Below are 23,196 nucleotides of genomic sequence, written 5' to 3' on the forward strand. Positions count from 1 at the left end.
CAATCACCATCGGCAACACTCCGCGATCGGCAAGATTCCGCCCATCACCAGGTTGACCAACCTGCCTGGGCAGTACACCTAGCGCGCGCCCTTCGCCCTTTCCCCTTTCCCGCGAGGGAGCGTGTTTGTACGCGACACGCCGGGCTTTTGCGTACAAGCACGCACGCTCGCCGCGGAAAGCGGGGTCAGCCCCAGGCGTGGACGACGTTCTGGGCCGGCTCCAGCCCCAGCTCGATCAGCAACTCGGTGGCGTCGGCGGCCTGCTCGCAGATCGTCGGTAACTCGTCGCGCTCGCGGGCACCGAACGCCTGCAGCACGTAGGCCGCTGGATCTTGGCGCCCCGGCGGTCGGCCGATCCCGAGGCGGACCCGCTGAAAGTCCTTGCTGCCCAAGACGGTCGCGATAGAGCGCAGGCCATTGTGGCCGCCCTCACCGCCGCCCTGCTTGAGCCGGATCCGGCCGAAGTCCAGATCGAGGTCGTCGTGAATCACCACGACGCCGCCGGTGGGGACCGAATAGAACTTGGCCAACGGCCCCACCTGGCGGCCCGATTCGTTCATGTAGCAGCGCGGCCGGGCCAGCACCACCGAGCGCCCGCTCAGGCGCCCGGTGGCCACGTCGGCACCCGATTTCTTGTGCAGCTTGAACGCCGACCCGATCCGCTCGGCGAGCAGGTCGACGACCATGAAGCCGACATTGTGTCGGGTGCGTGCGTAGTTCGGGCCCGGGTTGCCCAGGCCGACCACCAGTATCGGTGGTGACTCGGCCACGCGGTGCTCGGCTTACTCGGACTCGGCGGCCGGGGCCTCGGCGGCTTCCTCGCCCGCCGCTTCGGTCTCGGCCGGCTCCTCGGCGCTCGGTGCCTCGATCACGTTGACCAGCAGCAGCTCGGGGTCGGAGATCAGGCTGACGCCCTTGGGCAGCTCGAGAGCGCCGGCGGTGAACTGGGTGCCGGCCTCGGCGCCTTCGATCGAGATGGTCAGCTGCTCGGGGATCGACAGGGCCTCGGCCTCGATCTCCACGGCGGTGGCGTCCTGAGTGACCAGGGTGCCGGAAGCGGCGTCGCCCTCGATGACGACGTTGACCTCGACGGTGACCTTCTCGCCACGGCGCACGACCAGCAGGTCGGCGTGCTGGATGGTGCGACGGATCGGGTGGATCTCGAGAGCCTTGGTCAGCGCCAGCTGCTCTTTGCCCTCGATGTCGAGGGTGAGCACGGCGTTGGTGCCGGAGTGGCGCAGCACGGCCGCGAAGTCGTGGGCCGGGAGCTCCAGGTGCTGCGGCTCGGTGCCGTGGCCGTAGAGGACCGCGGGGACCCGGCCGGCGCGGCGGGCCCGGCGGGAGGCGCCCTTGCCGGTCTCGGTCCGCACCGAGACGGTCAGCTGGTTGGTGGTGGATGCGTTCTTAGCCATGGGGAACTCCTTGGTTGCTACGGCGTGCATGAGGCACGGCCAGATCGCGACAACCATCTAGGAGGTCCTCGTCGATAACGGCGGCCGAATGGTGGCCGCCCTCGCCGTGACGCCTGGTCAGGCTAGCGCATCGGCAGCTCAGAGCGGAAATTGAACCCCGGTGAGCTGCGCAGACAGCTCCCACAGTCCGGCGGCTGTGGCACCGCGCTTGGCCAGCAGACTGCGGCCCACCGACCCGCTGCGGCCGACAATGCCGAAGCGTGGACCGATGAAGGTGTTGCCGGACAGGTCCTGCGACGCCGCGTAGAGGGTTTGGCGCGCCCCGAAGTCGGGGCTGGTGGCGAACAGGCCGTTGCCGAAGGTGCGCATCACCAGGTCGCCGATCCGGTTGCCGGTCTGGCCCTGCAGGTTGGTGCTCGAATAGCCGGGATGGGCGGCCAGCGCGCGAAGCGGTGAACCCGCCGCCACGAGCCGGCGTTGCAGCTCGCTGGTGAACAGCAGATTGGCCAGCTTGGCCTGGCCGTAGGCCAGCCACGCCGAATACCGGCGTGACTCCCAGTTCAGGTCCTTGAGGCTGATGTAGCCCATCCGGTGCAGGGCCGACGACACCGTCACCACCCGGTCGGTGAGTTTGGGCAACAGCAGGTTGGTCAGCGCGAAATGACCCAGATGATTGGTGCCGATCTGAGCCTCGAAACCGTCGACGGTCTTGGCGTAGGGCACCGCCATGATCCCGGCGTTGTTGATCAGCACGTCGACTTGCGCGGTCTCCTCGGCGAACCGTCGCACCGAAGCAAGGTCCGCCAGATCCAGGGCGCGAACCGTTACGTCACCGGGCATGCCCGCCGCGGCGGCCTGGCCCTTGGCGGTGTTGCGGACCGCCAGGGTGACGGCGGCGCCGACCCTGGCCAGTTCGCGCGCGGTCACGGCGCCCAAACCGCTGTTGGCTCCGGTGACGATGACGGATCGGCCGGCGAACGACGGCAGATCGGTGGCGGACCAGGAGGCCATGGCTGACACTCTAACGAGGCGCCGGGAGCTGCGCCGGAATGCCGAAGCGACTTGAGGAGCGACGTGAAGCCATGGACCACCCTTGGATTGATCGCCGTGATGCTGGCCGCGGTCGGCGGCTGCGGCAACCGGCAGTCGGCCGAGCCCGCTAGCCCGGCGCCGGCCCTGTCCGCCGATCAGGTCCGTCTGATCGCCAAGGAGGCCTACGTCTACGGCTTCCCGATGGTGGACTCCTACCGCATCCGGCACGCCTACTTCGTCGACAAATCGGGTCCGCAGTACAAGGGCGATTGGAATCAGACGCATAGCGCCGCAAGGGTTTACACCCCCGATGACACCACCGTGCAGACGCCGAACTCCGACACGCCCTACACCATGCTGGGCGCCGACCTGCGGGCCGAGCCGTTGGTGCTCACCGTGCCTGCGATCGAGGCCGGCCGCTACTACTCGCTGCAGTTCATCGACACCTACACCTACAACTTCGCCTACGTGGGCAGCCGGACCACCGGTAACAACGGCGGCAGGTACCTGCTGGCCGGACCCGGCTGGACGGGCGACAAGCCCCACGGCGTCGATGCGGTGATCCGCGCCGAGACCGACTTCGCGCAGGTCATCTACCGCACCCAGCTGTTCGACCCGGCCGACATCGACAATGTCAAGAAGATCCAGGCCGGTTACACCGTGGAGCCGCTGTCGGCCTACCTCAAGCAACCCGCGCCAACCGCCCCGCCGGTGGATTTCATTGCGCCACTGGACACCAGACGAGCAGAAGACGTCGCCGAAGTTCTTCGAGATCTTGAGCTTCCTGTTGAAGTACGCGCCGGTGTTGCCGGGCGAGCAGGACCTGCGGGCCCGGTTCGCCAGTATCGGCATCGGCCCCGACGGCACCTTCAACGCCGACGAACTCAGCGCCGAGAGTCGCGACGCCGTCCAGGCCGGGATGGCGCAGGCCTGGGCGGAACTCAACATATTCAAGACGGACAAGCTGGACACCGGCCAGGTGACCTCGGGGCAGTTGTTCGGCACCCGGGAGTTCCTCGCCGGCAACTACCTGTACCGGATGGCCGGTGCGGTGCTCGGGATCTACGGCAACTCGCAGGAGGAGGCCATTTATCCGGTGGTGGCCGTGGACTCCGACGGCGCGCCGCTGAGCGGTGCCAACGGATACACGCTGCGGTTCGCGCCGGATGCGCTGCCGCCGGTCAACTCGTTCTGGTCGCTGACCATGTACAAGATGCCGGAAAGCCTGCTGGTGGCCAACCCGATCGACCGGTACCTGATCAACTCGCCGATGTTGCCGGATCTGACCCGCGATCCCGACGGCGGAATCACCGTCGCTGTGCAGAACCAATCCCCGGGCGCGGGCAAGGAAGCCAACTGGCTGCCCGCACCCGAGGGGCCGTTCCAGATGATCCTGCGGCTGTACTGGCCCAAGGAAGAAGCGCTGGGCGGCACCTGGGCACCGCCGAAAGCGGTGAAGAACTAGCCCGGCTTAGTTGCAGTTGTTGGCGTGCACCCAACGGCCGTTGTAGCCCACGCAGGTGTTGATCGGCGGAGGCGGCGGGGGCGGCGGCGGAGGTACGTCTTCGGGCAGCGGCGCGTAGTAGGCCGGCGGTGGCACCGGGTCGGCGCATCCGCTGACATACACCCGGCGGCCCACCCCGACGCAGCCCTGTGCGGTGGCGGTGCCGGCCGGCGTGAACACGACCACGGTCCCCGGCAGGCTGGTCAAGGCCAGTGCTGCGATGACCCAGATGCGGCGCGACATCACTGATCCAGCAGCGGGCGCTCGGGCTGGGGCAATCCGCAGCGGGCGCGGAAGTCAGCCAGCGGCTGGCGCAGCCCCAGCAGGTCGGAGTGCGCTTGCGGGTTGTCGGCGAAGAAGCTGCGAACCGCCTCCGGTACCTGGTCGTCGGGCCGGTCGTGCAGACCGGTGTAGAACTCGTTGACGTCCGGATGGGCGTAGAGATAACCCGACGTCGAGGCGGCGACGCCGGTGGCCACGTTGGCCATGTCGGCGGCGGTGCAACCGGGCTGCGGGTCTGCCAGCGCCGTGGCCGGTGCCAGCAGGCCGGTCGCGACGGCGGCCGCGCTGAGGCCGGCAAGGCTCAGTGAGGACAGGCGAACGAGGGACATCGCGGAACTCCCTTCAGGCGGGTGCGTCACTTTAACAAGACCCGAGTCCGGTGGGGGTCACTTCGCCGCGACGGTGAAGCCCTTCATGATCGCCTCGACGTCGGTGGCATCCTTGGGCGCCTCTTCTGCTGGGGCGGTGACCGCCAGCTGCACCAGGTAACGCTGTTCGGCCGGCGCCGAACCGGTGGCGATCACCATCCGGAACCAGCTATGCAGGCGCTGACCGTCCATGTCGTAGGTTCCCTGGACCATCGAGGACGGAAAACCTTGGTAGTCCTCGTTGGAGGCGTCCAGCAGTCGGAAGTTCGGTGAGAGCTGGGCGTCGACCACTCCGTGCTTGATGGCCTCTTTCGAGTCGAATTTCCCGTTGAGCTTGACCACACTCAGAATCGCCCGGGGAAACTTCTCGCCCTTGCCGAGCACCAGAGTGGTGGCCGGCAGCATCGGGTTTTCCTTCTTTGTCCAGCCCGCCGGTGTCGGGATCGACACGGTCAGGTCGGTCGGCGCGTTGGGGGCCACCGCCTCGGCGGCCACTCCCTGATCCTCGAGGTAGCGCCCCACGCTGACCGGGGCCTCCGGCTCCGAGGAAGTGGTGGGCGTGCTGCCGTTGCCCCAAATCGAGTGATAGTCAGGGGTTTTGGTGCCGCACGCGGATGTCGTGCTGACTATCGCCGTGCACGCCAGGGCCACGGCCGCCAAGCGCAGCGAGGTCACAGGATCTCGCGGACCGCGTCAATCGGACGGGCCAACCGGGTGCCGTTGCCGGTGACGACGAACGGCCGCTGGATCAGGATCGGGTTCGCGGCCATCGCGTCGAGCAGTTCGTCGTCGGACGCACCGGCCAGGTTCAGCTCGGCGTACACCGCCTCGCCGGTGCGCACCGCGTCGCGCACGCCGATGCCGGCGGCGCTGATCATCTCCGCCAGCTCCGCGCGCGACGGCGGGGTCTTCAGGTACTCCACGACCGTCGGCTCGATACCGTTCTCGCGCAGCAGATCCAGCGTCTTGCGCGAAGTCGAGCAGCGCGGGTTGTGATAGACCACCGCGTCAGTCATGTCAGGCGTCTCCGTCGAAAAGCCCGGTGACTGAACCGTTTTCGAATACCGCCCGGATGGTGCTGGCCAGCAGCGGAGCGATCGACAGAACGGTCAGCGCCGGGAACTGCTTGTCCTCGGTGATCGGCAGGGTGTTGGTGACGATCACCTCGCTGGCGCCGCAGGCCGCCAACCGCTCGGATGCCGGGCTGGACAGCACGCCGTGGGTGGCGGCGATCACCACGTCGACCGCCCCCGCTTCGCGCAGCAGGCCGACCGCCCCGGCGATGGTGCCGCCGGTGTCGATCATGTCGTCGGTGATCACACAGGTCTTGCCGGCGACCTCGCCGACCACCCGGTTGGCCTTGACCTGGTTGGGCACCCGCGGATCACGGGTCTTGTGGATGAAGGCCAGCGGTACGCCGCCCAGCGAGTCCGCCCACTTCTCGGCGACCCGCACCCGGCCGGAGTCGGGGGAGACCACCACGACGTCCTTGCCGTTGTTGAGGTAGTTGTCCCGGATGTAGCCGCACAGCAGCGGCTGGGCGCGCATGTGGTCGACCGGGCCGTCGAAGAAGCCCTGGATCTGGTCGGTGTGCAGGTCCACCGTGACGATCCGGTCGGCGCCGGCCGTCTTGAGCAGGTCGGCGACCAGGCGGGCCGAAATCGGTTCGCGGCCGCGGTGCTTCTTGTCCTGGCGGGCATAGGGGTAGAACGGCAGGATCGCGGTGATCCGCTTGGCGCTGCCCCGCTTGAGCGCGTCGATCATGATCAGCTGTTCCATCAGGTGCTGATTCAGCGGCGCGGGGTGCGACTGCAGAACGAAGGCGTCGCAGCCGCGCACGGACTCGTCGAAACGCACGAAGATCTCGCCGTTGGCAAAGTCCCGGGCGGTCTGCGCGGTTACCGGTACGTCCAGTTCTTTGGCGACCTGATCAGCCAGCTCCGGGTGCGCACGACCAGCGAAGAGCATCAGATTCTTGCGATTGTCTGTCCAGTCGTGGCTCACGTGCTGCCCCCGCCGTAGGAGATTGTGGATTTCGGTCGAGTTAACTCGGGCCTTATGGTACGTAGCCCGGTGCGCGATTTCGCCTCGGGCTGCCTCAACGCGATCAAGCTCACGATGACAGATCGGGTGGAGTCTGGCCGGGTTGTTCGGCACTGTTCGCTCTGTCGGCCGCCGCGGCGGCCTGGCTGCCGGGCCGCTTGCGCTGCACCCAGTTCTCGATATTGCGCTGCGGGCCGGCTGAGACCGCCAGTGCGCCCGGCGGCACGTCATGGCGCACCACGGTCCCGGCACCGGTGTAGGCGCCGTCGCCGATGGTGACCGGCGCGACGAACATGGTGTCCGAGCCGGTGCGCACGTGCGAGCCGACGGTGGTCCGTCGTTTGGTCTGGCCGTCGTAATTGACGAAGACGCTGGACGCGCCGATGTTGCTGTGGTCGCCGATGTCGGCATCGCCGACGTAGGTCAGGTGCGGAACCTTGGTCCCGGTGCCGATGCGCGAGTTCTTGGTCTCGACGAACGCGCCCAGCTTGCCGTCGGCGCCCAGCGCGGAGCCGGGACGCAAGTAGGTGAACGGGCCGACCGTCGCGCCGTCGCCGATCGATGACGAGGTGGCGTGGCTGCGGATCACCGACGCACCGTCGCCCACCGTGACATCGGTCAGGGTGGTGTCGGGCCCGATCGTGCAGTGCGCCCCGACGGCGGTGCGGCCCAGCAGCTGGGTCCCGGGGGCAACCGTCGTGTCGCGCCCGATGGTCACGTCCACGTCGATCCAGGTGGTGCTGGGGTCGACGATGGTGACGCCGGCCCGCTGATGGGTGGCCACCAGGCGGCGGTTGAGCTCGCCCGCCAGCGCGGACAGTTGCACCCGGTCGTTGACGCCCGCCACCAATGCCGCGTCGTCGACATGGCGGGCGTGCACCACTTGGCCGTCGCCGCGGACGATGCCGATCACGTCGGTGAGGTACAGCTCGTGCTGGGCGTTGTCCGAGCCCAGCCGGCCCAGCGCGGAACGCAACGCGGCGATGTCGAAGGCGTACACCCCGGCATTGACCTCGCGGATCTCGCGCTGCGACTCGGTGGCGTCGGCCTGCTCGACGATCGCGGTGACCTCGCCGTCCTGGGTGTGCAGGATGCGGCCGTAGCCGGTGGGGTCGGCCAGCGTAGTGGTCAGCACGGTGACGGCGGCCGGGGCGACGCGGTGGGTGTCGATCAGTGCCTGCAGCGTGGCGGTGTCCAGCAGCGGAATGTCGCCGGAGGTGACGACGACGGTGCCGGTGAAGTCGTCGGGCAGGGCTGCCAGGCCGCACAGCACCGCGTGTCCGGTGCCGAGCTGCTGGTCCTGCAGGGCGATGTCGATGGGAACGTCCAGGGCTTGCGCCAGTTCGGCGACCGGCCCGGTGATGCGTTCGTGCGCGTGGCCCAACACCACCACCAGGTGACGGGGTCCGACGCCGGCGGCCGCTTGCAGGCAGTGCGCCAGCATGCTGCGCCCGCCCAGCTCATGCAGCACTTTGGGGGTGTCGGAGACCATCCGGGTGCCGGCTCCAGCAGCCAGGACGATGACGGCGTCCTGGCCTGCCTCCTGGGGCGACTTGGGGGTACCTCCCGCTTGCGGGGGAGCGTGTTTGTGCGTCGACACGCCGCCTAGCCTGTCATTCTGCGCACGTTCGCGGCAAAGGGGTGGGGCAATTCCGTGAGCTCCGTCGCCAGGACTCGAACCTGAACTATCTGAACCAAAATCAGAGGTGCTGCCGATTACACCACGACGGATCGGTGTTCCGCAGTGACTTTAGTCCGACGACGGCGAGGGCCGCCCGCGGCCCGAGTAAGAAGTCGGACAATCCGGTCTAGTCCAACGGACTACCCTGGTCGCGTGGCTGGTCTGGACAAGGACGGCCGGGCGCCGCGAGCCCGGATGACAGGTAGCGAGCGTCGTCATCAACTGATCGACGTCGCCCGCTCGCTGTTCGCCGAACGCGGGTATGAGGGCACCTCCATCGAGGAGATAGCGCAGCGCGCCAACGTGTCCAAGCCCGTGGTCTACGAACACTTCGGCGGCAAAGAGGGGCTCTACGCCGTGGTGGTCGACCGTGAGATGTCGGCGTTGCTGGACGGCATCACCACGTCGTTGACCAAGGCGACCAACAACCAGTCCCGGCTGCGAGTGGAGCGCGTCGCGCTGGCCTTGCTGACCTACGTCGACGAGCACACCGACGGATTCCGCATCCTGATCCGCGACTCTCCGGCGTCGATCAGTTCTGGCACCTACTCGACCCTGCTCAACGACGCGATCGGCCAAGTGTCGTCGATCTTGGCCGGCGACTTCGCCAAGCGCGGCCTGGACCCCGAGACCGCGCCGCTGTACGCCCAGGCGCTGGTCGGTTCGGTGTCGATGACGGCCCAATGGTGGCTCGACGTACGCGAACCCAAGAAGGAAGTGGTGGCCGCGCACCTGGTCAACCTTTGCTGGAACGGACTGACTCACCTGGAGTCCGATCCGACCCTGCACGACGAATAGGGCATGCACCGCAACGCAAATCGGCGACCCGCACCGCACCGCCTAGAATTGCCCGCATCATGACCGCACCGGGGTACCAGACTGTCCAAAACCCGATTGCGGGGCTCGTAGACCTGGCGTTGACCGCGCCGGCCTTCACCGAACTGATCGAGCGTGCGGGCGACCCGCCCGCCGAACTCGCGCTGGTCGGTCCGGTCGGTGCGCGGCCGTTCACGGCTGCCGCCCTGGCCCGCAACAACCCGCTGCTGGTGGTCACTGCCACCGGCCACGAGGCCGACGACCTGACCGCAGAACTGCGTGGTGTCTACGGCGACACGGTGGCACTGTTCCCGTCCTGGGAGACGCTGCCGCACGAGCGGCTCTCGCCCGGGGTGGATACCGTCGGCGCCCGCCTGCTGTTGCTGCGCCGGCTGTCTGCGCCCGACGACGCCCGGCTGGGGCCGCCGCTGCGCGTGGTGGTCACCGCGGCCCGGTCGCTGCTGCAGCCGATGACCAGCCAACTGGACGCGATCGAGCCGGTCATGCTGGCCGTCGGTGACGAGGTCCCGTTCGAGGAGGTGATCGCTCGGCTGGTCGAGCTGGCCTACTCGCGAGTGGACCTGGTGGGCAAGCGCGGCGAGTTCGCGGTCCGCGGCGGCATCCTCGACCTGTTCCCGCCGACCGCCGAACATCCGGTGCGCATCGAGTTCTGGGGTGACGAGGTCACCGAGATCCGGCCGTTCTCGGTCGCCGATCAACGTTCCATTCCCGAGGTCGAGGTCGGCACCGTGGTCGCGGTGCCGTGTCGGGAGTTGCTGCTCACCGACGACGTGCGGGAGCGGGCGGCCGAGCTGGCGCGCGATCAGCCACAGACCGACAACGCCGTATCGGGCACGGTCGGCGACATGCTGGCCAAGCTGGCCGAGGGCATCCCGGTCGACGGGATGGAGGCGCTGAGTCCGGTGCTGCGGCCTGGTCCGCAGGCGCTGCTGACCGATCAGCTGCGCCCGGGCACCCCGGTGCTGGTCTGCGATCCGGAGAAGGTCCGGGCCCGCGCCGCCGATCTGATCAAGACCGGACGTGAATTCCTGGAGGCGTCCTGGTCGGTCGCCGCGATCGGCGGCGAGGCACCGATCGACATCGAACAGCTCGGTGGGTCGGGATTCCGGGAGTTCGCGCAGGTGCGCCAGGCGGCGCTCGACACCGGGCATCCGTGGTGGACGCTGAGCCAGTTGCCCGACCCGGAGGCGACCGAACTCGACGTACGTCCGTCGCCGTCGGCCCGGGGCCGGCAGCGCGACATCGACGAGATCTTCGCCATGCTGCGGGCGCACATCGCGACCGGTGGTCGTGCGGCGGTGGTCGCCCCCGGCGTCGGCACGGCACGCCGGATCGTGGAGCAGCTGGCCGAATCCGAGACTGCGGCAACGCTGTTGGATGCCGGTGCCGCGCCGCAGCCCGGGGTGGTCGGGGTGCTGAAGGGCCCGCTGCATGAGGGTCTGGTGATCCCGGGCGCCGACCTGGTGGTGGTGACCGAGGCCGACCTGACCGGCAACCGGGTCAGCGGCCCGGAAGGCAAGCGGCTGGCGGCCAAGCGCCGCAACGCGGTCGATCCGCTGGCGCTGACCGCCGGCGACCTGGTGGTGCACGACCAGCACGGCATCGGCAAATTCGTGGAGATGACCGAGCGCACCGTCGGTGGGGCGCGGCGCGAATACCTGGTGCTGGAGTACGCCTCGGGCAAGCGCGGCGCAAACGGCACCGACAAGCTCTACGTGCCGATGGACTCTCTCGATCAGCTGTCGCGCTACGTCGGCGGCCAAGCCCCGGCGCTGAGCAGGCTCGGTGGCAGCGACTGGAGCCAGACCAAGACCAAGGCCCGCAAGGCGGTCAGAGAGATCGCCGACGAACTGGTCGCGCTCTACGCCAAACGTCAGGCCGCGCCCGGCCACGCGTTCGCCCCGGACAGCCCGTGGCAGGCCGAGATGGAGGACGCGTTCGGCTTCACCGAGACCATGGACCAGCTCACCGCGATCAGCGAGGTCAAGGCCGACATGGAAAAGCCGGTCCCGATGGACCGGGTGATCTGCGGCGACGTCGGCTACGGCAAGACCGAGATCGCGGTGCGCGCGGCGTTCAAAGCCGTCCAGGACGGCAAGCAGGTCGCGGTGCTGGTGCCCACCACGCTGCTGGCCGATCAGCACCTGCAGACGTTCAGCACCCGGATGGCCGGCTTCCCGGTCACCGTTAAGGGACTGTCGCGGTTCACCGACGCCCAAGAGTCCAAGGCGACCGTCAACGGCCTGGCCGACGGTTCGGTGGACGTGGTGATCGGCACCCACCGGCTGCTGCAGACCGGGGTGCGCTGGAAAGACCTCGGCCTGGTGATCGTCGACGAGGAGCAGCGGTTCGGCGTCGAGCACAAGGAACACATCAAGGCCCTGCGCACCCACGTCGACGTGCTCACCATGAGTGCCACGCCGATCCCGCGGACCTTGGAGATGAGCCTGGCCGGCATCCGGGAGATGTCGACGATCCTCACTCCGCCCGAAGATCGCTATCCGGTGCTGACCTACGTCGGCGGCCACGACGACAAGCAGGTCGCGGCCGCGCTGCGCCGGGAGCTGCTGCGGGACGGCCAGGTGTTCTACGTGCACAACCGGGTCAGTTCCATCGACGCGGCCGCCGCCCGGGTGCGCGGCCTGGTGCCCGAGGCCCGGGTGGTCGTCGCGCACGGCCAGATGCCCGAAGAAATGCTGGAAACCACGGTGCAGGGCTTCTGGAACCGGGAATACGACATCCTTGTGTGCACCACTATCATCGAGACCGGCCTGGACATCTCCAACGCCAACACGTTGATCGTCGAGCGTGCCGACACCTTCGGGCTCTCGCAGCTGCACCAGCTGCGCGGCCGGGTGGGCCGTAGCCGAGAGCGCGGCTACGCCTACTTCCTCTACCCGAAGGAGAGCCCGCTGACCGAGACCGCCCACGACCGGCTGGCCACCATCGCCCAGAACAACGAATTGGGCGCCGGCATGGCGGTGGCGATGAAGGACCTGGAGATCCGCGGCGCCGGCAACGTGCTGGGGGTGGAGCAGTCCGGGCACGTCGCCGGGGTGGGTTTCGATCTGTACGTGCGGCTGGTCGGCGAGGCGGTCGAGGCGTACCGGGCGGCCTTCAACGGCGAGACGGTCACCACCGAAGAGGTCAAGGACGTCCGGATCGACCTGCCGGTCGACGCCCACCTGCCGCCGGAGTACATCAACTCGGACCGGTTGCGGCTGGAGGCCTACCGGCGGTTGGCTGCCGCTCCCGGCGACGACGAGATCGCCGCGGTCATCGAGGAACTGACCGACCGCTACGGGCCGCTGCCCGAGCCCGCCGGCCGGCTGGTGGCGGTGGCCCGGCTGCGGCTGCTGTGCCGGGCAGCCGGGATCACCGAGGTTTCGGCGGCGTCGGCGACGACGCTGCGGCTGGCCCCGATGACCCTGCCGGACTCCGCCCAGTTGCGACTCAAGCGGATGCATCCTTCGGCCAGTTACCGCGCGACCACCGCCACCATCCAGGTCCCGATCCCGCGTGCCGGCGGTGCCGGTGCGCCCGTCGGGGCGCCGCGCATCCGCGACGTCGAACTCGTGCAGATGGTGGCCGATCTGATTTCGGCACTGGACGGCAAGCCGCAGGGTCTCATCGACGTCACCGGCACGACGCCCGCAGTACGGTAGCCACGATGACCGTTGTCCTGGTCGACCCCCGCCGGCCCTCGCTTGTCCCGGTCGAAGCCCTCACGCTGCTCGCCGGTGAGATCGTCTACACCGAGGAATTGCCGATCGTGGTGCCGTGGTCTTTGCCGGCCGCACGATCGGTGCTCTCGGGCGTCGAAGCCCCGGTGCTGCTGTCTTCGGACCGCAACCATCCCGACGTGGTCGCTCGGCTGGCGGCCGGCGAAACGCTGATCGCGGCGCCGGATGCGCCGCCGGGGGAGCGGCTGATCGACGCGGTCGCGATCATGGACCGGTTGCGCACCACCGGGCCCTGGGAGAGCGAGCAGACCCACGACTCGCTGCGCCGGTTTCTGCTCGAGGAGACCTACGAACTGTTCGACGCGGTCCGCAGCGGCGACGCCGACGAGTTGTGTGCGGAGCTCGGCGATGTGCTCCTGCAGGTGCTGTTCCACGCCCGCATCGCCGAGGACGCACTGGAGCGCCCGTTCTCCATCGACGACGTCGCGGATTCGCTGCTGCGCAAGCTGGTCAATCGGGCGCCGGCGGTGCTTGCCGGCGAGGAGATCTCGCTGGCCGACCAGGTGGCGCAGTGGGAGGAACGCAAGTCGCTGGAGAAGAAGTCCAGAGACTCGATCATGGACGACTTGCCGACCGCCCAGCCGGCGCTAGCGCTGGCCCAAAAGGTGCTGCAACGGCTCGCCCGCGCCGGCGTGCCCGCTGACCTGATCCCGGAGACGATCACCACCGTCACCATTGCCGCCGGCATCGATACTGAAAACGACTTGCGGACAGCGGTTTTGGAACTCATGGACAGCGTCCGGGCCGTCGAGAAGGTGATCATCGGCGAGCCCACCGAAGAGCAGTGGCGCGCCCACTGGCCGCAGCTGTAGCGCTGGCGCCCCGGCACTCTTGCGCCGAAACCGACGTTTTGCAGGTACCTACTCGCACTTTCGCTGCAAAACGTCGGTCTCGATGAGCTGACGCCGGTCAGTTCGGGTTTTCGCCCCAGCTGCCCGGCAGCATCGGCATCCGCGGCTCGGTGTCGAGGCCGTCACCGGTCAGCACAGCGATTCCGGAGGCCTGACGGCTGGTCCCGGTCGCGGTACCGGCGAAGCCCAGCGGGCCGGCACCGGAGTCCGAGGCGCTCGCCGCGCCCGGGGGCCCATCCCACTCCGGCGTCACATCGATGTTCATATCCATGTATTCGTCGCCGAACCCGCGCTGCTTGGCGCGCTGCCGCTGCCGGCGCTTGGCGGCCAGCGCCTGCGCCGTCGCCTCACCGGGGGCGCCCTGGCTCTCCGACGCCTCTTCGTCGGCACTGCGGGAACGCCGCGAACCGCTGGAGCTGCGCGCCGAGGAGGAGACACTGCTGACCAGATACAGGCAGGAGGTCGGCCCGAACCCGACGCCCGGTCCGCCGCCCGCGCCGCCGCCGGCCGGCATGCCGGCGCCCGCGGTGGCGGGGGCGGTGGGGCCCGCCGAGGAGATCGGGTCCGCGCAGGCGCACGCCTCGGCGCCCGCGGGCACCGAGGCGCCCGCAGCGACCGGGGCGCCGACGCTGCCGCCCACCGGCATCGGCGGGGTCGGCTCGACGGCCTGGTCCAGCCCGACCGCACCGATCGCGCCCAGCGCACCGAGCCCGGCCGCTGCGGCCAGCGCCGGCGCCGCTGCCATCACGATCGGGATCGCCATCTGCACCGCGATCTGGCCCATCGGCCACAACAACATCAGCGTGTGAAAGGTGAACCAGCCCAGGGCCCCGGCCAGGATCGGGGACATCCCCGGGATCTGCACCAGCATCTGGGTGACTGCGCTGGCAAACGGAAACGCCTCGATCGGATATCCGTCGACGCCCAACTGCGCCCACAACCACTTGGCGATCGGGTCGGCAAAGCCCATGTTGAACTGCGTGATCAGGTCCTTGAGCTGCTGTTCCCAACTGGGGGCGGCGGCCTCGGCAGCCCCGGGGGCCACGATCGGCGGTGCGGGCGTCGCTACCGGAACCGAGGCCAGCGCCGCGCCCGCGATGCCCTGGTAGACGGTCATCATCTCGGCGGCCTGGACCCACATCCGGGCGTAGTCGGCTTCGTTCAGCGCGATCGGGACGGTGTTGATGCCGAAGAAGTTCGTCGCCAGCAGCGTCGCGTGCACGGCATGGTTGGCGGCCAGTTCGGCCAGGGTGGGCATGCCGGCCAGTGCGGTGGTGTAGGCCGCGGCCGCGGTCTGGTGCAGACCGGCGGCGGCGGTGCTCTTGGCGGCGCTGTCAGCCAGCCAGCTCAGATACGGGGCGTGTGCGGCCGCGTACTGCTGGGCGCTGGGGCCCTGCCAGGTGCCGGCCACTCCGGCCAGTACCGCGTCGAGTTCGGCCGCCACTTCGGCGTATTCGGCGCTCATCACCGAGTACGCCGTCGCCGACTCCAGCAGCGGACCGGGTCCGGGCCCGGCGCTCAGCAGCGCCGAGTGCACCTCCGGCGGCGACGCCAGCCAGACCGGTGCGGTCATCGAACACACCTCCTTTTCCCATTCCCGACGCTCCCGCGATCTTGAGCGATCAATCAGTAGTCGCGTGGTGGGCTGATTTGGTTCCCTGCGGACGAACCTTTGTTTCCAGGCGCCGAATGAGCGACTATGGCGGCATGCGGTGCGAGGTAGTGCGCGAGACCCTGTCGTCGCTGCTCGACGGCGAGCAGCAGGAGTTGCCGGCGCAGCAGGTCGATGCGCACCTGGCATCGTGCCGCGGTTGCCGGCGCTGGCTGGTCGGCGCTGCCGCCCAGGCCCGCCGGCTGACGGACATCAACGGCGGCACCGAGAGTGATGCCGGCCCTGACCTGGCCGCCCAGATCCTGGCGGCCGCCGGGGTGACATCGGTCACCGCCGAGGACGCCGACGACAGCCTCTGGTCGCGGTGGGGATTTCGACGGCCGGCGCTGATTGCCGTCGGCGTGCTGCAGGTGGCGATGGCGGCGGTACAGATCGCCGGCGTCGACTTCGGCATGGTGTCGGCGCACGGCCACGGCCACCCTGCGGCCACCGGCGCGCATTTGCTGCATGAATCCACGGCGTGGTTGTTGGCACTCGGCGGGGCAATGATCGCCGCCGGTGTCTGGCCGTCGGTGGCGGCCGGTGTCGCCGCGATCGCCGGGGTATACGCGGTGGCACTGGGCGGTTACGTGGCTATCGATGCCTACCACGGTCAGGTGACGGCGGCTCGGATCGCCAGCCACCTGCCGGTGCTGCTGGGATTGGTGTTCGCTTTGCTGGTGGCGCGTCAGCGCATGGGCGGCGCAGGCCCGCGCCCGGCCCGGTGGGACGCCGACGGCGCCGCGGACGGGGCCGCTCGCGAGGCTGCCGTCAGTCGCGGCCGCCGGCGCCATCTGCGGTCGGTCAACCGCTCCGAGGGCTCTACGACCATGCGTCGTAATAGCGCCGCAACCGCGGGTCTAAGGTGGGTGTTCATGGCGGGAGCTGACCGGGTCGACGACGATGCAGTCACCGCTCTCGCCGTTGCCGCCGCCGCCGGTGATGCCCGCGCGCTGGAGGCATTCATCAAGGCCACTCAGCACGATGTCTGGCGATTCGTGGCCTACCTCTTCGACGGTGTCAGCGCTGATGACCTGACCCAAGAGACCTTCCTGCGCGCCATCGGCGCGATCCCGCGCTTCGCCGGCCGTTCCAGCGCACGGACCTGGCTGCTGGCCATCGCGCGGCGAGTGGTGGCCGATCACATTCGCTACCTCAAGTCGCGTCCGCGCACCGCCCCGGGCGCCGACCCCGAGCTGCTGCTCGACCGCGACCGGCCTTCCCGTGGTTTCGAGGACGTCGTCGAGGTGACTGCGTTGATCGCCGGCCTGTCCACCGATCAGCGCGAGGCGCTGCTGCTGACCCAACTGTTCGGGCTGTCCTACTCCGACGCCGCCGCGGTCTGCGGCTGCCCGGTGGGCACCATCCGATCCCGGGTCGCGCGCGCACGTGATGCGCTGCTGGCCGATCCGGAACGCGGTGAGCTGACCGGTTAGCCGGCCGTTCAGCGAGGCTCGACGCAGGAGAGCCGAAGCTGGAACCGCCGCATAGACTCGTCTGAGTTCGCGCTGGCAGAGCCGGTTTTTGCGGCGCGCGCGGGCGGTGCGGGCGGTCGGCGGCGTCTCGCCCGTCGACTAGTCATGGAACGATGGACGCAAAACCATAGCTTCGAGGTTGGGGAGAGCGGTGTCGGCGCTACGTTGGCTGCGGACGGCCGCCGTCGTCGGCGCGACGGCTGTGCTGCTGGCGTCCAGTTGCAGCTGGCAGCTCGGTAATCCCATCCCGCAGGGCGTGCCGCCGCCACCCGGAGATCCGGTCCCGCCGGTGAGTACGGACGTCGCCTCCGGCCGGCCGGCCGACCAGCTCTATCACTGGGCCGCTGAGCGGGCCCCGATGCTGGGCATCCCGATCACCGCGCTGGAGGCCTACGCCTACGCCGCGCGGGTCGCGGAGGTGGAGAACCCCAACTGCCATCTGGGTTGGACCACCCTGGCGGGCATCGGCCAGATCGAGAGTCATCACGGTCACTACAACAACGCCACGGTGGCGCGCAACGGCGACGTGCGGCCCAAGATCCGCGGGGTCCGGCTCGACGGCTCCGGAGGAAATCTCCACATCGTCGAGGACGTGCAGCCGGATCTGGCCGATGACGACGGAGTGGTCCGCGCCATGGGCCCCATGCAGTTCATTCCGGAGACCTGGCGGCTCTACGGCGTCGACGCCAACAACGACGGCGTCGTCAGCCCCGACAACATCGACGACGCCGCCCTGTCGGCGGCCGGCTATCTGTGCTGGCGCGGCAAAGATCTGGCCACCCCCAAGGGCTGGATGACGGCGTTGATGGCCTACAACGAGTCGGAGATCTACGCCCGCGCCGTCCGGGATTGGGCCGCCGCGTACGCGGCCGGTCGCCCGCTGTGAGGTGTCTGGTACGGGATAGGCTCCCAGCAGGCCCCCGATAGGACAAGAAGGCCTGCCCCATCACGTTCAAGGAGAAGTCAGTGCCCATCATCCAGCAGGTCGGCGCCCGCGAGATCCTCGATTCCCGCGGCAACCCCACGGTCGAGGTCGAGATCGCGCTGGAAGACGGCACGTTCGCCCGGGCCGCGGTGCCCTCCGGAGCGTCCACCGGCGAGCACGAGGCCGTGGAACTTCGCGACGGTGGCGCTCGCTACGGCGGCAAGGGTGTGCAGAAGGCGGTCACCGCGGTACTGGACCAGATCGCGCCGGCGGTCATCGGGATCAGCGCTGACGATCAGCGACTGGTGGACCAGGCTCTGGTGGACCTCGACGGCACCCCGGACAAGTCCCGGCTGGGCGCCAACGCCATGCTCGGGGTGTCGCTGGCGGTGGCCAAGGCCGCGGCCGACTCCGCGGCGCTGCCGCTGTACCGCTACCTGGGCGGTCCCAACGCCCACATCCTGCCGGTGCCGATGATGAACATCCTCAACGGCGGCGCCCACGCCGACACCGGTGTCGACGTCCAGGAATTCATGGTCGCCCCGATCGGCGCCCCCAACTTCGCCGAGGCGCTGCGCTGGGGGACCGAGGTCTACCACTCGCTGAAGGCAGTGCTCAAGAAGCAGGGTCTGTCCACCGGCCTCGGTGACGAGGGCGGCTTCGCCCCCGACGTCGCCGGCACCACCGCCGCGCTGGACCTGATCAGCACCGCGATCGAGGCCACTGGGCTGAAGCTGGGCACCGACGTGGCGCTGGCCCTCGATGTCGCGGCCACCGAGTTCTACACCGAGGGCAGCGGCTACGCGTTCGAGAAGCAGAACCGCACCGCGGCCCAGCTCGCCGAGTTCTACGCCAAGCTGCTCGACAGCTACCCGCTGGTGTCCATCGAAGACCCGCTGTCCGAGGACGACTGGGACGGCTGGGTGGCGCTGACCTCGGCGATCGGCGACCGGGTGCAGCTCGTCGGCGACGACCTGTTCGTCACCAACCCCGAACGGCTCGAGGAGGGCATCGAGCGGGGCGCGGCGAATGCGCTGCTGGTCAAGGTCAACCAGATCGGCACGCTGACCGAAACCCTGGACGCGGTCACCCTGGCCCACCACAGCGGCTACCGCACCATGATGAGCCACCGCAGCGGCGAGACCGAGGACACCACCATCGCCGACCTGGCGGTGGCCGTCAGCAGCGGTCAGATCAAGACCGGTGCCCCGGCCCGTAGTGAGCGGGTGGCCAAGTACAACCAGCTGCTGCGGATCGAGGAGGAACTCGGCGACGCCGCCCGTTACGCCGGCGAGCTGGCCTTCCCCCGCTACGCGCCGGAGAGCAAGTAGCCGCCAGGGGCCGATGCCATGACCGATCCGAAACGGCCTGACGCCAAGCGGCGTGCCGCGACGTCGCGGCCGGGACGGGGCGGGGAGAACGGGCGTGCGCACCCGCGCCGGTCGGCGGCGGTGCGCCGCGGGACGGGCGCCTCGCGCAACCCACTGCCATCACCGGCCGGAGCGGTCAAACGGGCCATTGCGGCGGCGACCGAGCAGAGCTCGGAGCTGCGGGTCGGTTTCACCGCCCGGCGGGCGGTCATCCTGGCAGCCGTGATGTGCGTGCTCACGCTGACCGTCGCCGGACCGGTCCGTACGTTCTTCGCCCAGCATGCGGAGATGAAACAGCAGTCCCAATTGGAGACCACCCTGCACCGCCAGATCACCGACCTGCAGCAACAGAAGGCCAACTTGGACGACCCCGCGCACATCCGGGCGCAGGCCCGCCAGCGGCTCGGCTTCGTCATGCCCGGCGAGATTCCGTATCAGGTCCAGCTGCCTGGGATGGCTGAGGTGCCGGGCGAGCCGGGCGCCGAACCGCTGGCCGCCCCCAGCGGCGATCCCTGGTACACCGCGTTGTGGCACACCATCGCCGACGCGCCGCATCCCCCGCCGGCGCCGCCAAGTCCCCCGGGGCTTCCCGGTCCGCCCGTACCGGTGGTGTCCGTTGGTTGATCCCGCCGACCTGGACGCGGTGGGCCGGCAACTGGGCCGAGAGCCTCGCGGCGTCCTGGAGATCTCCTATCGGTGTCCCAATGGCGAACCCGCCGTGGTCAAGACGGCCCCCAAGCTGCCGGACGGAACACCGTTTCCCACGCTGTACTACCTGACGCACCCGGCGCTGACCGCCGCGGCCAGCCGGTTGGAATCGTCGGGCCTGATGGCCGATATGACCGAGCGGCTGCAGCACGATCCCGAACTCGCCGCCGGCTACCGGGTGGCTCACGAGTCCTATCTCGCCGAACGGGACGCGATCGAATCGCTGGGAACCACGTTCACCGGCGGGGGCATGCCCGACCGGGTGAAATGCCTGCACGTGCTGATGGCGCATTCCCTGGCCAAGGGGCGCGGCGTCAACCCGTTCGGTGACGAGGCGCTGGCCATCCTGGCCGCCGAGCCGGCGATGGCCGGGATCCTGGCACCGGAGCAGTGGCTGTGACCCGACTGGCCGGAATCGACTGCGGCACCAACTCGATTCGCCTGCTGATCGCCGAGCCGGTCGAGGGCCGGCTGCGCGATATCCACCGCGAGATGCGCATCGTCCGCTTGGGTGAGGGCGTCGATGCCACCGGGCGGTTTGCCCCCGAGGCGATCGAGCGCACCCGCGCGGCACTGGCCGACTACGCCGAGTTGCTGGTGGCACACGGTGTTTCACGAGTGCGGATGGTGGCGACCTCGGCCACCCGCGACGCGGCCAACCGTGACGTGTTCTTCGACATGACGGCGCAGGTGCTGGGACGCGCCGTTGCGGGGGCGGTCGCCGAGGTGATCACCGGCCACGAGGAAGCGGAGCTGTCCTTCCGTGGCGCGGTGGGTGAATTGGACAGTGCTGACGGGCCGTTCGTGGTCGTCGACCTCGGTGGTGGTTCGACCGAGGTGGTGCTCGGCGATCCGGACAACGGGGTGTCGGCGAGCTACTCGGCCAACGTCGGCTGCGTCCGATTGACCGAACGGTGCCTGCACTCCGACCCGCCGACCGCCGGGGAAGTCTCGGCCGCTCGCGAGGTGGCCCGCGAGCTCCTCGGGGCGGCGGTGCAGGCGGTGCCGGTGCGGCACGCCCGAACGTGGGTGGGGGTGGCGGGCACCATGACCACGCTGTCGGCCCTGGCGCACGGCCTTACCGAATACGATTCGGCCGCAATACATCTGTCACGGGTCGGCTTCGATGATCTGACCGCGGTCTGCGATCGGCTGATCGCCATGACCCGCGCCGAACGGGCCGCCCTGGGGCCCATGCACCCCGGCCGTGTCGACGTCATCGGCGGCGGGGCGATCGTGGTGCAGGAGCTGGCCCGCATCATGTCTGAGCGTGCCGGTATCGCCGAATTGGTGGTCAGTGAACACGACATCCTGGACGGCATTGTGCTCTCGATCGCCTAGCGATCCACCGGCGAGCCGTAAAGACGTAAAGGTCGCCTCGTCGAGCGTGAAGAAAGCGTCAACGCTCTCCGACGTTCCGGGTAGCCGGGTCTAACTTTCAGGTCAGACCCGGTCCCGAGAACGGAGTGCACGTGGCTGTCGTGGCGTATCTACTGTTGACGGCGGTGATCTTCGCCCTGCTCGGCGGGGCGTTGAAGTTGGTTGAGCGACTGTGAGTCTTGCCAATGCCGTCGGTCTGACGCTGGCCCTGGCGGTGGCGGCGCTGCTGGTGGCCGCACTGCTGTTCCCGGAACGGTTCTAGTTGAGTACCACAACGGCGGGCGTGTTGTTCCTGGCGTCATTGGTCGTGGCGCTGGCCGCGGTGCACGTACCGTTGGGCGACTACATGTATCGGGTCTACACCCGCGAAACGCACTCCCGCAGCGAGCGATTCGTCTACCGGTCGATCGGGGTCAACCCGGAGTCCGAACAGACCTGGGTCGGCTATGCGCGCAGTGTTCTGGCGTTCTCCGCGGTGTGCGTGGTGTTCCTGTTCGTGCTGCAGCTCATCCAGGGAAAACTTCCCCTGCACCTGGATGATCCGGCGACACCGATGACCCCTGGGTTGGCGTGGAACACCGCGGTCAGCTTTGTCACCAACACCAACTGGCAGGCCTATGCCGGTGAGTCGACGCAGGGGCATCTGGTGCAGATGGCCGGCCTGGCGGTGCAGAACTTCGTCTCCGCCGCGGTCGGCATGGCGGTCGCCGTCGCGTTCGTCCGCGGGTTCATCGGTCGGCGCACCGCGGTGCTGGGCTCATTCTGGGTAGACCTGGTTCGCGGCACACTGCGCATCCTGTTGCCGATCGCGGTCATCGGCGCGACGGTCTTGATCGCCGGCGGGGTGGTCCAGAACTTTCACCTCAACGACCAGACAATAACGACCCTGACTGGTGCGCCGCAGGCCATTCCAGGTGGTCCGGTGGCCAGCCAGGAGGTGATCAAGCTGCTCGGCACCAACGGGGGCGGCTTCTACAACGCCAACTCCGCGCATCCGTTCGAGAACCCGACCGCATGGACCAACTGGGTCGAGATCTTCCTGCTGGTGGTCATTGCCTTCTCGCTGCCCCGCACATTCGGCGCAATGGTGGGCAACGCCAAGCAAGGCCACGCCATCACCGCCGTCATGGCCGTGATCGCCCTCCTGAGCGTCAGCCTGCTCGGCTGGTCGCAGCTGGCGCATCACGGCACCGTCCCGACCGCGGTGGGGGCGGCGACAGAAGGGATCGAGCAGCGGCTCGGAGTGGCCGACTCGGCGGTCTTCGCCGCGTTGACCACGCTGACCTCCACCGGCGCAGTGGATTCCACTCACGACTCCTATACCAGCCTGGGCGGCCTGCTGACGATGGTCGACATGCAGCTGGGGGAGGTCGCTCCCGGGGGCGTCGGCTCGGGCCTGTACGGCATCTTGATCCTCGCGGTGATCACCGTGTTCGTCGCCGGGTTGATGGTCGGGCGTACCCCGGAATACCTGGGCAAGAAGATCAGCCCGCGCGAGATCAAGCTGGCGGCAAGTTATTTCCTGGTCACCCCGTTGGTAGTGCTGTGCGGAACGGCCATCTCGATTGCGTTGCCGGGCCCGCGCTCGGCGATGGCCAACACCGGACCGCACGGGCTCTCCGAAGTGCTTTACGCGTTTACCTCCGCGGCGAACAACAATGGTTCGGCGTTCGCGGGCTTGGCGGCCGACGGGACGTGGTACGAGACCGCGCTCGGGATCGCGATGCTGGCCGGCAGGTTCCTACCGATGATCTTGGTGCTTGCGCTGGCCGGGGCGCTGGCCGCACAGGGTCAGACCCCGGAATCCATTGGCACGCTGCCCACCCACAAGCCCCAATTCGTCGGCATGGTCGTCGGAGTAACACTCATCCTGGTCGCCCTCACCTTCCTGCCGGCACTGGCCTTGGGGCCACTCGCTGAAGGGCTGCACTGAA

Annotated in this window: 21 protein-coding genes, 1 tRNA gene and 2 pseudogenes; 13 read left to right on the plus strand and 11 right to left on the minus strand. The window is 68.8% G+C overall.

Translation table 11 applies throughout. From position 1 onward, the window contains the following. Window positions 1-185: 185 nt before the first annotated feature. The 3 genes from pth to ACJH71_RS14130 form a co-directional block, all read right to left on the minus strand. Window positions 186-770, minus strand: a complete 585-nt coding sequence (pth, locus tag ACJH71_RS14120; RefSeq protein ID WP_406758645.1) for an aminoacyl-tRNA hydrolase — start codon at window positions 768-770, stop codon at window positions 186-188. Between the two features lie 12 nt (window positions 771-782). Next, window positions 783-1,412 (minus strand): 50S ribosomal protein L25/general stress protein Ctc, encoded by a 630-nt coding sequence (locus tag ACJH71_RS14125; protein WP_406758646.1) that lies wholly within the window; start codon window positions 1,410-1,412, stop codon window positions 783-785. A 138-nt stretch (window positions 1,413-1,550) separates the two neighbouring features. Next, window positions 1,551-2,423, minus strand: a complete 873-nt coding sequence (locus ACJH71_RS14130) for an oxidoreductase (protein ID WP_406758647.1) — start codon at window positions 2,421-2,423, stop codon at window positions 1,551-1,553. A 99-nt stretch (window positions 2,424-2,522) separates the two neighbouring features. On the opposite strand from ACJH71_RS14130, the pseudogene ACJH71_RS14135 reads away from it, so the two are divergent. After that, window positions 2,523-3,909 (plus strand): annotated as a pseudogene (locus ACJH71_RS14135) (DUF1254 domain-containing protein). A 6-nt stretch (window positions 3,910-3,915) separates the two neighbouring features. On the opposite strand, the gene ACJH71_RS14140 reads toward ACJH71_RS14135, so the two are convergent. The 7 genes from ACJH71_RS14140 to ACJH71_RS14170 form a co-directional block, all read right to left on the minus strand. After that, window positions 3,916-4,191: a hypothetical protein gene (locus ACJH71_RS14140; RefSeq protein ID WP_406758648.1), complete on the minus strand. Its 276-nt coding sequence runs from the start codon at window positions 4,189-4,191 to the stop codon at window positions 3,916-3,918. Beyond that, window positions 4,191-4,559 carry a heme-binding protein gene (locus ACJH71_RS14145; RefSeq protein WP_406758649.1) on the minus strand — a complete coding sequence of 123 codons (369 nt, stop codon included), beginning with the start codon at window positions 4,557-4,559 and terminating at the stop codon, window positions 4,191-4,193. The genes ACJH71_RS14140 and ACJH71_RS14145 overlap by 1 nt, the downstream gene beginning before the upstream one ends. 57 nt (window positions 4,560-4,616) lie before the next feature. Then, on the minus strand, window positions 4,617-5,273 hold the full coding sequence (locus ACJH71_RS14150) for an LpqN/LpqT family lipoprotein (protein WP_406758650.1): 657 nt from the start codon (window positions 5,271-5,273) through the stop codon (window positions 4,617-4,619). Further along, window positions 5,270-5,614 carry an arsenate reductase (glutaredoxin) gene (gene arsC, locus ACJH71_RS14155; protein WP_406758651.1) on the minus strand — a complete coding sequence of 115 codons (345 nt, stop codon included), beginning with the start codon at window positions 5,612-5,614 and terminating at the stop codon, window positions 5,270-5,272. Before arsC ends, ACJH71_RS14150 begins: the two co-directional genes overlap by 4 nt. Window position 5,615: 1 nt before the next feature. Beyond that, window positions 5,616-6,602, minus strand: a complete 987-nt coding sequence (locus tag ACJH71_RS14160) for a ribose-phosphate diphosphokinase (RefSeq protein ID WP_308485882.1) — start codon at window positions 6,600-6,602, stop codon at window positions 5,616-5,618. A 109-nt stretch (window positions 6,603-6,711) separates the two neighbouring features. Continuing rightward, complete coding sequence (glmU, locus tag ACJH71_RS14165; protein ID WP_406758652.1) at window positions 6,712-8,241, minus strand: bifunctional UDP-N-acetylglucosamine diphosphorylase/glucosamine-1-phosphate N-acetyltransferase GlmU; 1,530 nt, start codon at window positions 8,239-8,241, stop codon at window positions 6,712-6,714. Between the two features lie 59 nt (window positions 8,242-8,300). Next, window positions 8,301-8,372 (minus strand) — tRNA-Gln (locus ACJH71_RS14170). A 145-nt stretch (window positions 8,373-8,517) separates the two neighbouring features. On the opposite strand from ACJH71_RS14170, the gene ACJH71_RS14175 reads away from it, so the two are divergent. Genes ACJH71_RS14175 through ACJH71_RS14185 form a run of 3 tightly spaced genes read left to right on the plus strand, consistent with a single transcriptional unit; the run spans window position 8,518 to window position 13,714 of the window. Beyond that, entirely contained in the window at window positions 8,518-9,120 is a 603-nt protein-coding gene (locus ACJH71_RS14175) for a TetR/AcrR family transcriptional regulator (RefSeq protein ID WP_024442510.1), read from the plus strand. 59 nt (window positions 9,121-9,179) lie between these two features. Beyond that, on the plus strand, window positions 9,180-12,824 hold the full coding sequence (gene mfd / locus ACJH71_RS14180) for a transcription-repair coupling factor (RefSeq protein ID WP_406758653.1): 3,645 nt from the start codon (window positions 9,180-9,182) through the stop codon (window positions 12,822-12,824). Window positions 12,825-12,829: 5 nt separating this feature from the next. Then, window positions 12,830-13,714 (plus strand): nucleoside triphosphate pyrophosphohydrolase, encoded by an 885-nt coding sequence (locus ACJH71_RS14185; protein WP_406758654.1) that lies wholly within the window; start codon window positions 12,830-12,832, stop codon window positions 13,712-13,714. A 97-nt stretch (window positions 13,715-13,811) separates the two neighbouring features. On the opposite strand, the gene ACJH71_RS14190 is transcribed toward ACJH71_RS14185, so the two are convergent. Beyond that, window positions 13,812-15,326: a PPE family protein gene (locus ACJH71_RS14190; RefSeq protein ID WP_406758655.1), complete on the minus strand. Its 1,515-nt coding sequence runs from the start codon at window positions 15,324-15,326 to the stop codon at window positions 13,812-13,814. A gap of 134 nt (window positions 15,327-15,460) precedes the next feature. On the opposite strand from ACJH71_RS14190, the pseudogene ACJH71_RS14195 reads away from it, so the two are divergent. From ACJH71_RS14195 to kdpA, 9 genes and pseudogenes are all read left to right on the plus strand, one after another. Then, window positions 15,461-16,171: pseudogene (locus tag ACJH71_RS14195) on the plus strand (DUF2275 domain-containing protein); the annotation flags it as partial. Between the two features lie 108 nt (window positions 16,172-16,279). Continuing rightward, window positions 16,280-16,840: an RNA polymerase sigma factor SigC gene (sigC, locus tag ACJH71_RS14200; protein ID WP_406758848.1), complete on the plus strand. Its 561-nt coding sequence runs from the start codon at window positions 16,280-16,282 to the stop codon at window positions 16,838-16,840. Window positions 16,841-17,030: 190 nt separating this feature from the next. Further along, window positions 17,031-17,765: a lytic transglycosylase domain-containing protein gene (locus ACJH71_RS14205; protein ID WP_406758656.1), complete on the plus strand. Its 735-nt coding sequence runs from the start codon at window positions 17,031-17,033 to the stop codon at window positions 17,763-17,765. A gap of 80 nt (window positions 17,766-17,845) precedes the next feature. After that, window positions 17,846-19,135: a phosphopyruvate hydratase gene (eno, locus tag ACJH71_RS14210; RefSeq protein WP_406758657.1), complete on the plus strand. Its 1,290-nt coding sequence runs from the start codon at window positions 17,846-17,848 to the stop codon at window positions 19,133-19,135. A gap of 18 nt (window positions 19,136-19,153) precedes the next feature. Beyond that, window positions 19,154-19,798 (plus strand): septum formation initiator family protein, encoded by a 645-nt coding sequence (locus ACJH71_RS14215; RefSeq protein ID WP_406758658.1) that lies wholly within the window; start codon window positions 19,154-19,156, stop codon window positions 19,796-19,798. Then, a complete protein-coding gene (locus ACJH71_RS14220; RefSeq protein ID WP_406758659.1) occupies window positions 19,791-20,282 on the plus strand; it encodes a DUF501 domain-containing protein in 492 nt (163 codons plus the stop codon). The genes ACJH71_RS14215 and ACJH71_RS14220 overlap by 8 nt, the downstream gene beginning before the upstream one ends. Continuing rightward, window positions 20,273-21,223, plus strand: a complete 951-nt coding sequence (locus tag ACJH71_RS14225; RefSeq protein ID WP_406758660.1) for an exopolyphosphatase — start codon at window positions 20,273-20,275, stop codon at window positions 21,221-21,223. Before ACJH71_RS14220 ends, ACJH71_RS14225 begins: the two co-directional genes overlap by 10 nt. A 211-nt stretch (window positions 21,224-21,434) precedes the next feature. Continuing rightward, complete coding sequence (locus ACJH71_RS14230) at window positions 21,435-21,524, plus strand: potassium-transporting ATPase subunit F (RefSeq protein ID WP_406758661.1); 90 nt, start codon at window positions 21,435-21,437, stop codon at window positions 21,522-21,524. Next, on the plus strand, window positions 21,525-23,195 hold the full coding sequence (gene kdpA / locus ACJH71_RS14235) for a potassium-transporting ATPase subunit KdpA (protein ID WP_406758662.1): 1,671 nt from the start codon (window positions 21,525-21,527) through the stop codon (window positions 23,193-23,195). It abuts the gene before it with no gap. Window position 23,196 lies beyond the last annotated feature (1 nt).

The organism is Mycobacterium sp. SMC-15 (genome assembly GCF_045310925.1).
Lineage (GTDB): Bacteria > Actinomycetota > Actinomycetes > Mycobacteriales > Mycobacteriaceae > Mycobacterium.

Excerpts from the sequence above, each read along its gene's own strand:
- ACJH71_RS14125 (WP_406758646.1), bottom strand. The coding sequence starts at position 1,412 with ATGGCTAAGAACGCATCCACCACCAACCAGCTGACCGTCTCGGTGCGG.
- ACJH71_RS14130 (WP_406758647.1), bottom strand. The coding sequence starts at position 2,423 with ATGGCCTCCTGGTCCGCCACCGATCTGCCGTCGTTCGCCGGCCGATCC.
- ACJH71_RS14140 (WP_406758648.1), bottom strand. The coding sequence starts at position 4,191 with ATGTCGCGCCGCATCTGGGTCATCGCAGCACTGGCCTTGACCAGCCTG.
- ACJH71_RS14145 (WP_406758649.1), bottom strand. The coding sequence starts at position 4,559 with ATGTCCCTCGTTCGCCTGTCCTCACTGAGCCTTGCCGGCCTCAGCGCG.
- arsC (WP_406758651.1), bottom strand. The coding sequence starts at position 5,614 with ATGACTGACGCGGTGGTCTATCACAACCCGCGCTGCTCGACTTCGCGC.
- ACJH71_RS14175 (WP_024442510.1), top strand. The coding sequence starts at position 8,518 with ATGACAGGTAGCGAGCGTCGTCATCAACTGATCGACGTCGCCCGCTCG.
- mfd (WP_406758653.1), top strand. The coding sequence starts at position 9,180 with ATGACCGCACCGGGGTACCAGACTGTCCAAAACCCGATTGCGGGGCTC.
- ACJH71_RS14185 (WP_406758654.1), top strand. The coding sequence starts at position 12,830 with ATGACCGTTGTCCTGGTCGACCCCCGCCGGCCCTCGCTTGTCCCGGTC.
- ACJH71_RS14190 (WP_406758655.1), bottom strand. The coding sequence starts at position 15,326 with ATGACCGCACCGGTCTGGCTGGCGTCGCCGCCGGAGGTGCACTCGGCG.
- sigC (WP_406758848.1), top strand. The coding sequence starts at position 16,280 with ATGGCGGGAGCTGACCGGGTCGACGACGATGCAGTCACCGCTCTCGCC.
- ACJH71_RS14215 (WP_406758658.1), top strand. The coding sequence starts at position 19,154 with ATGACCGATCCGAAACGGCCTGACGCCAAGCGGCGTGCCGCGACGTCG.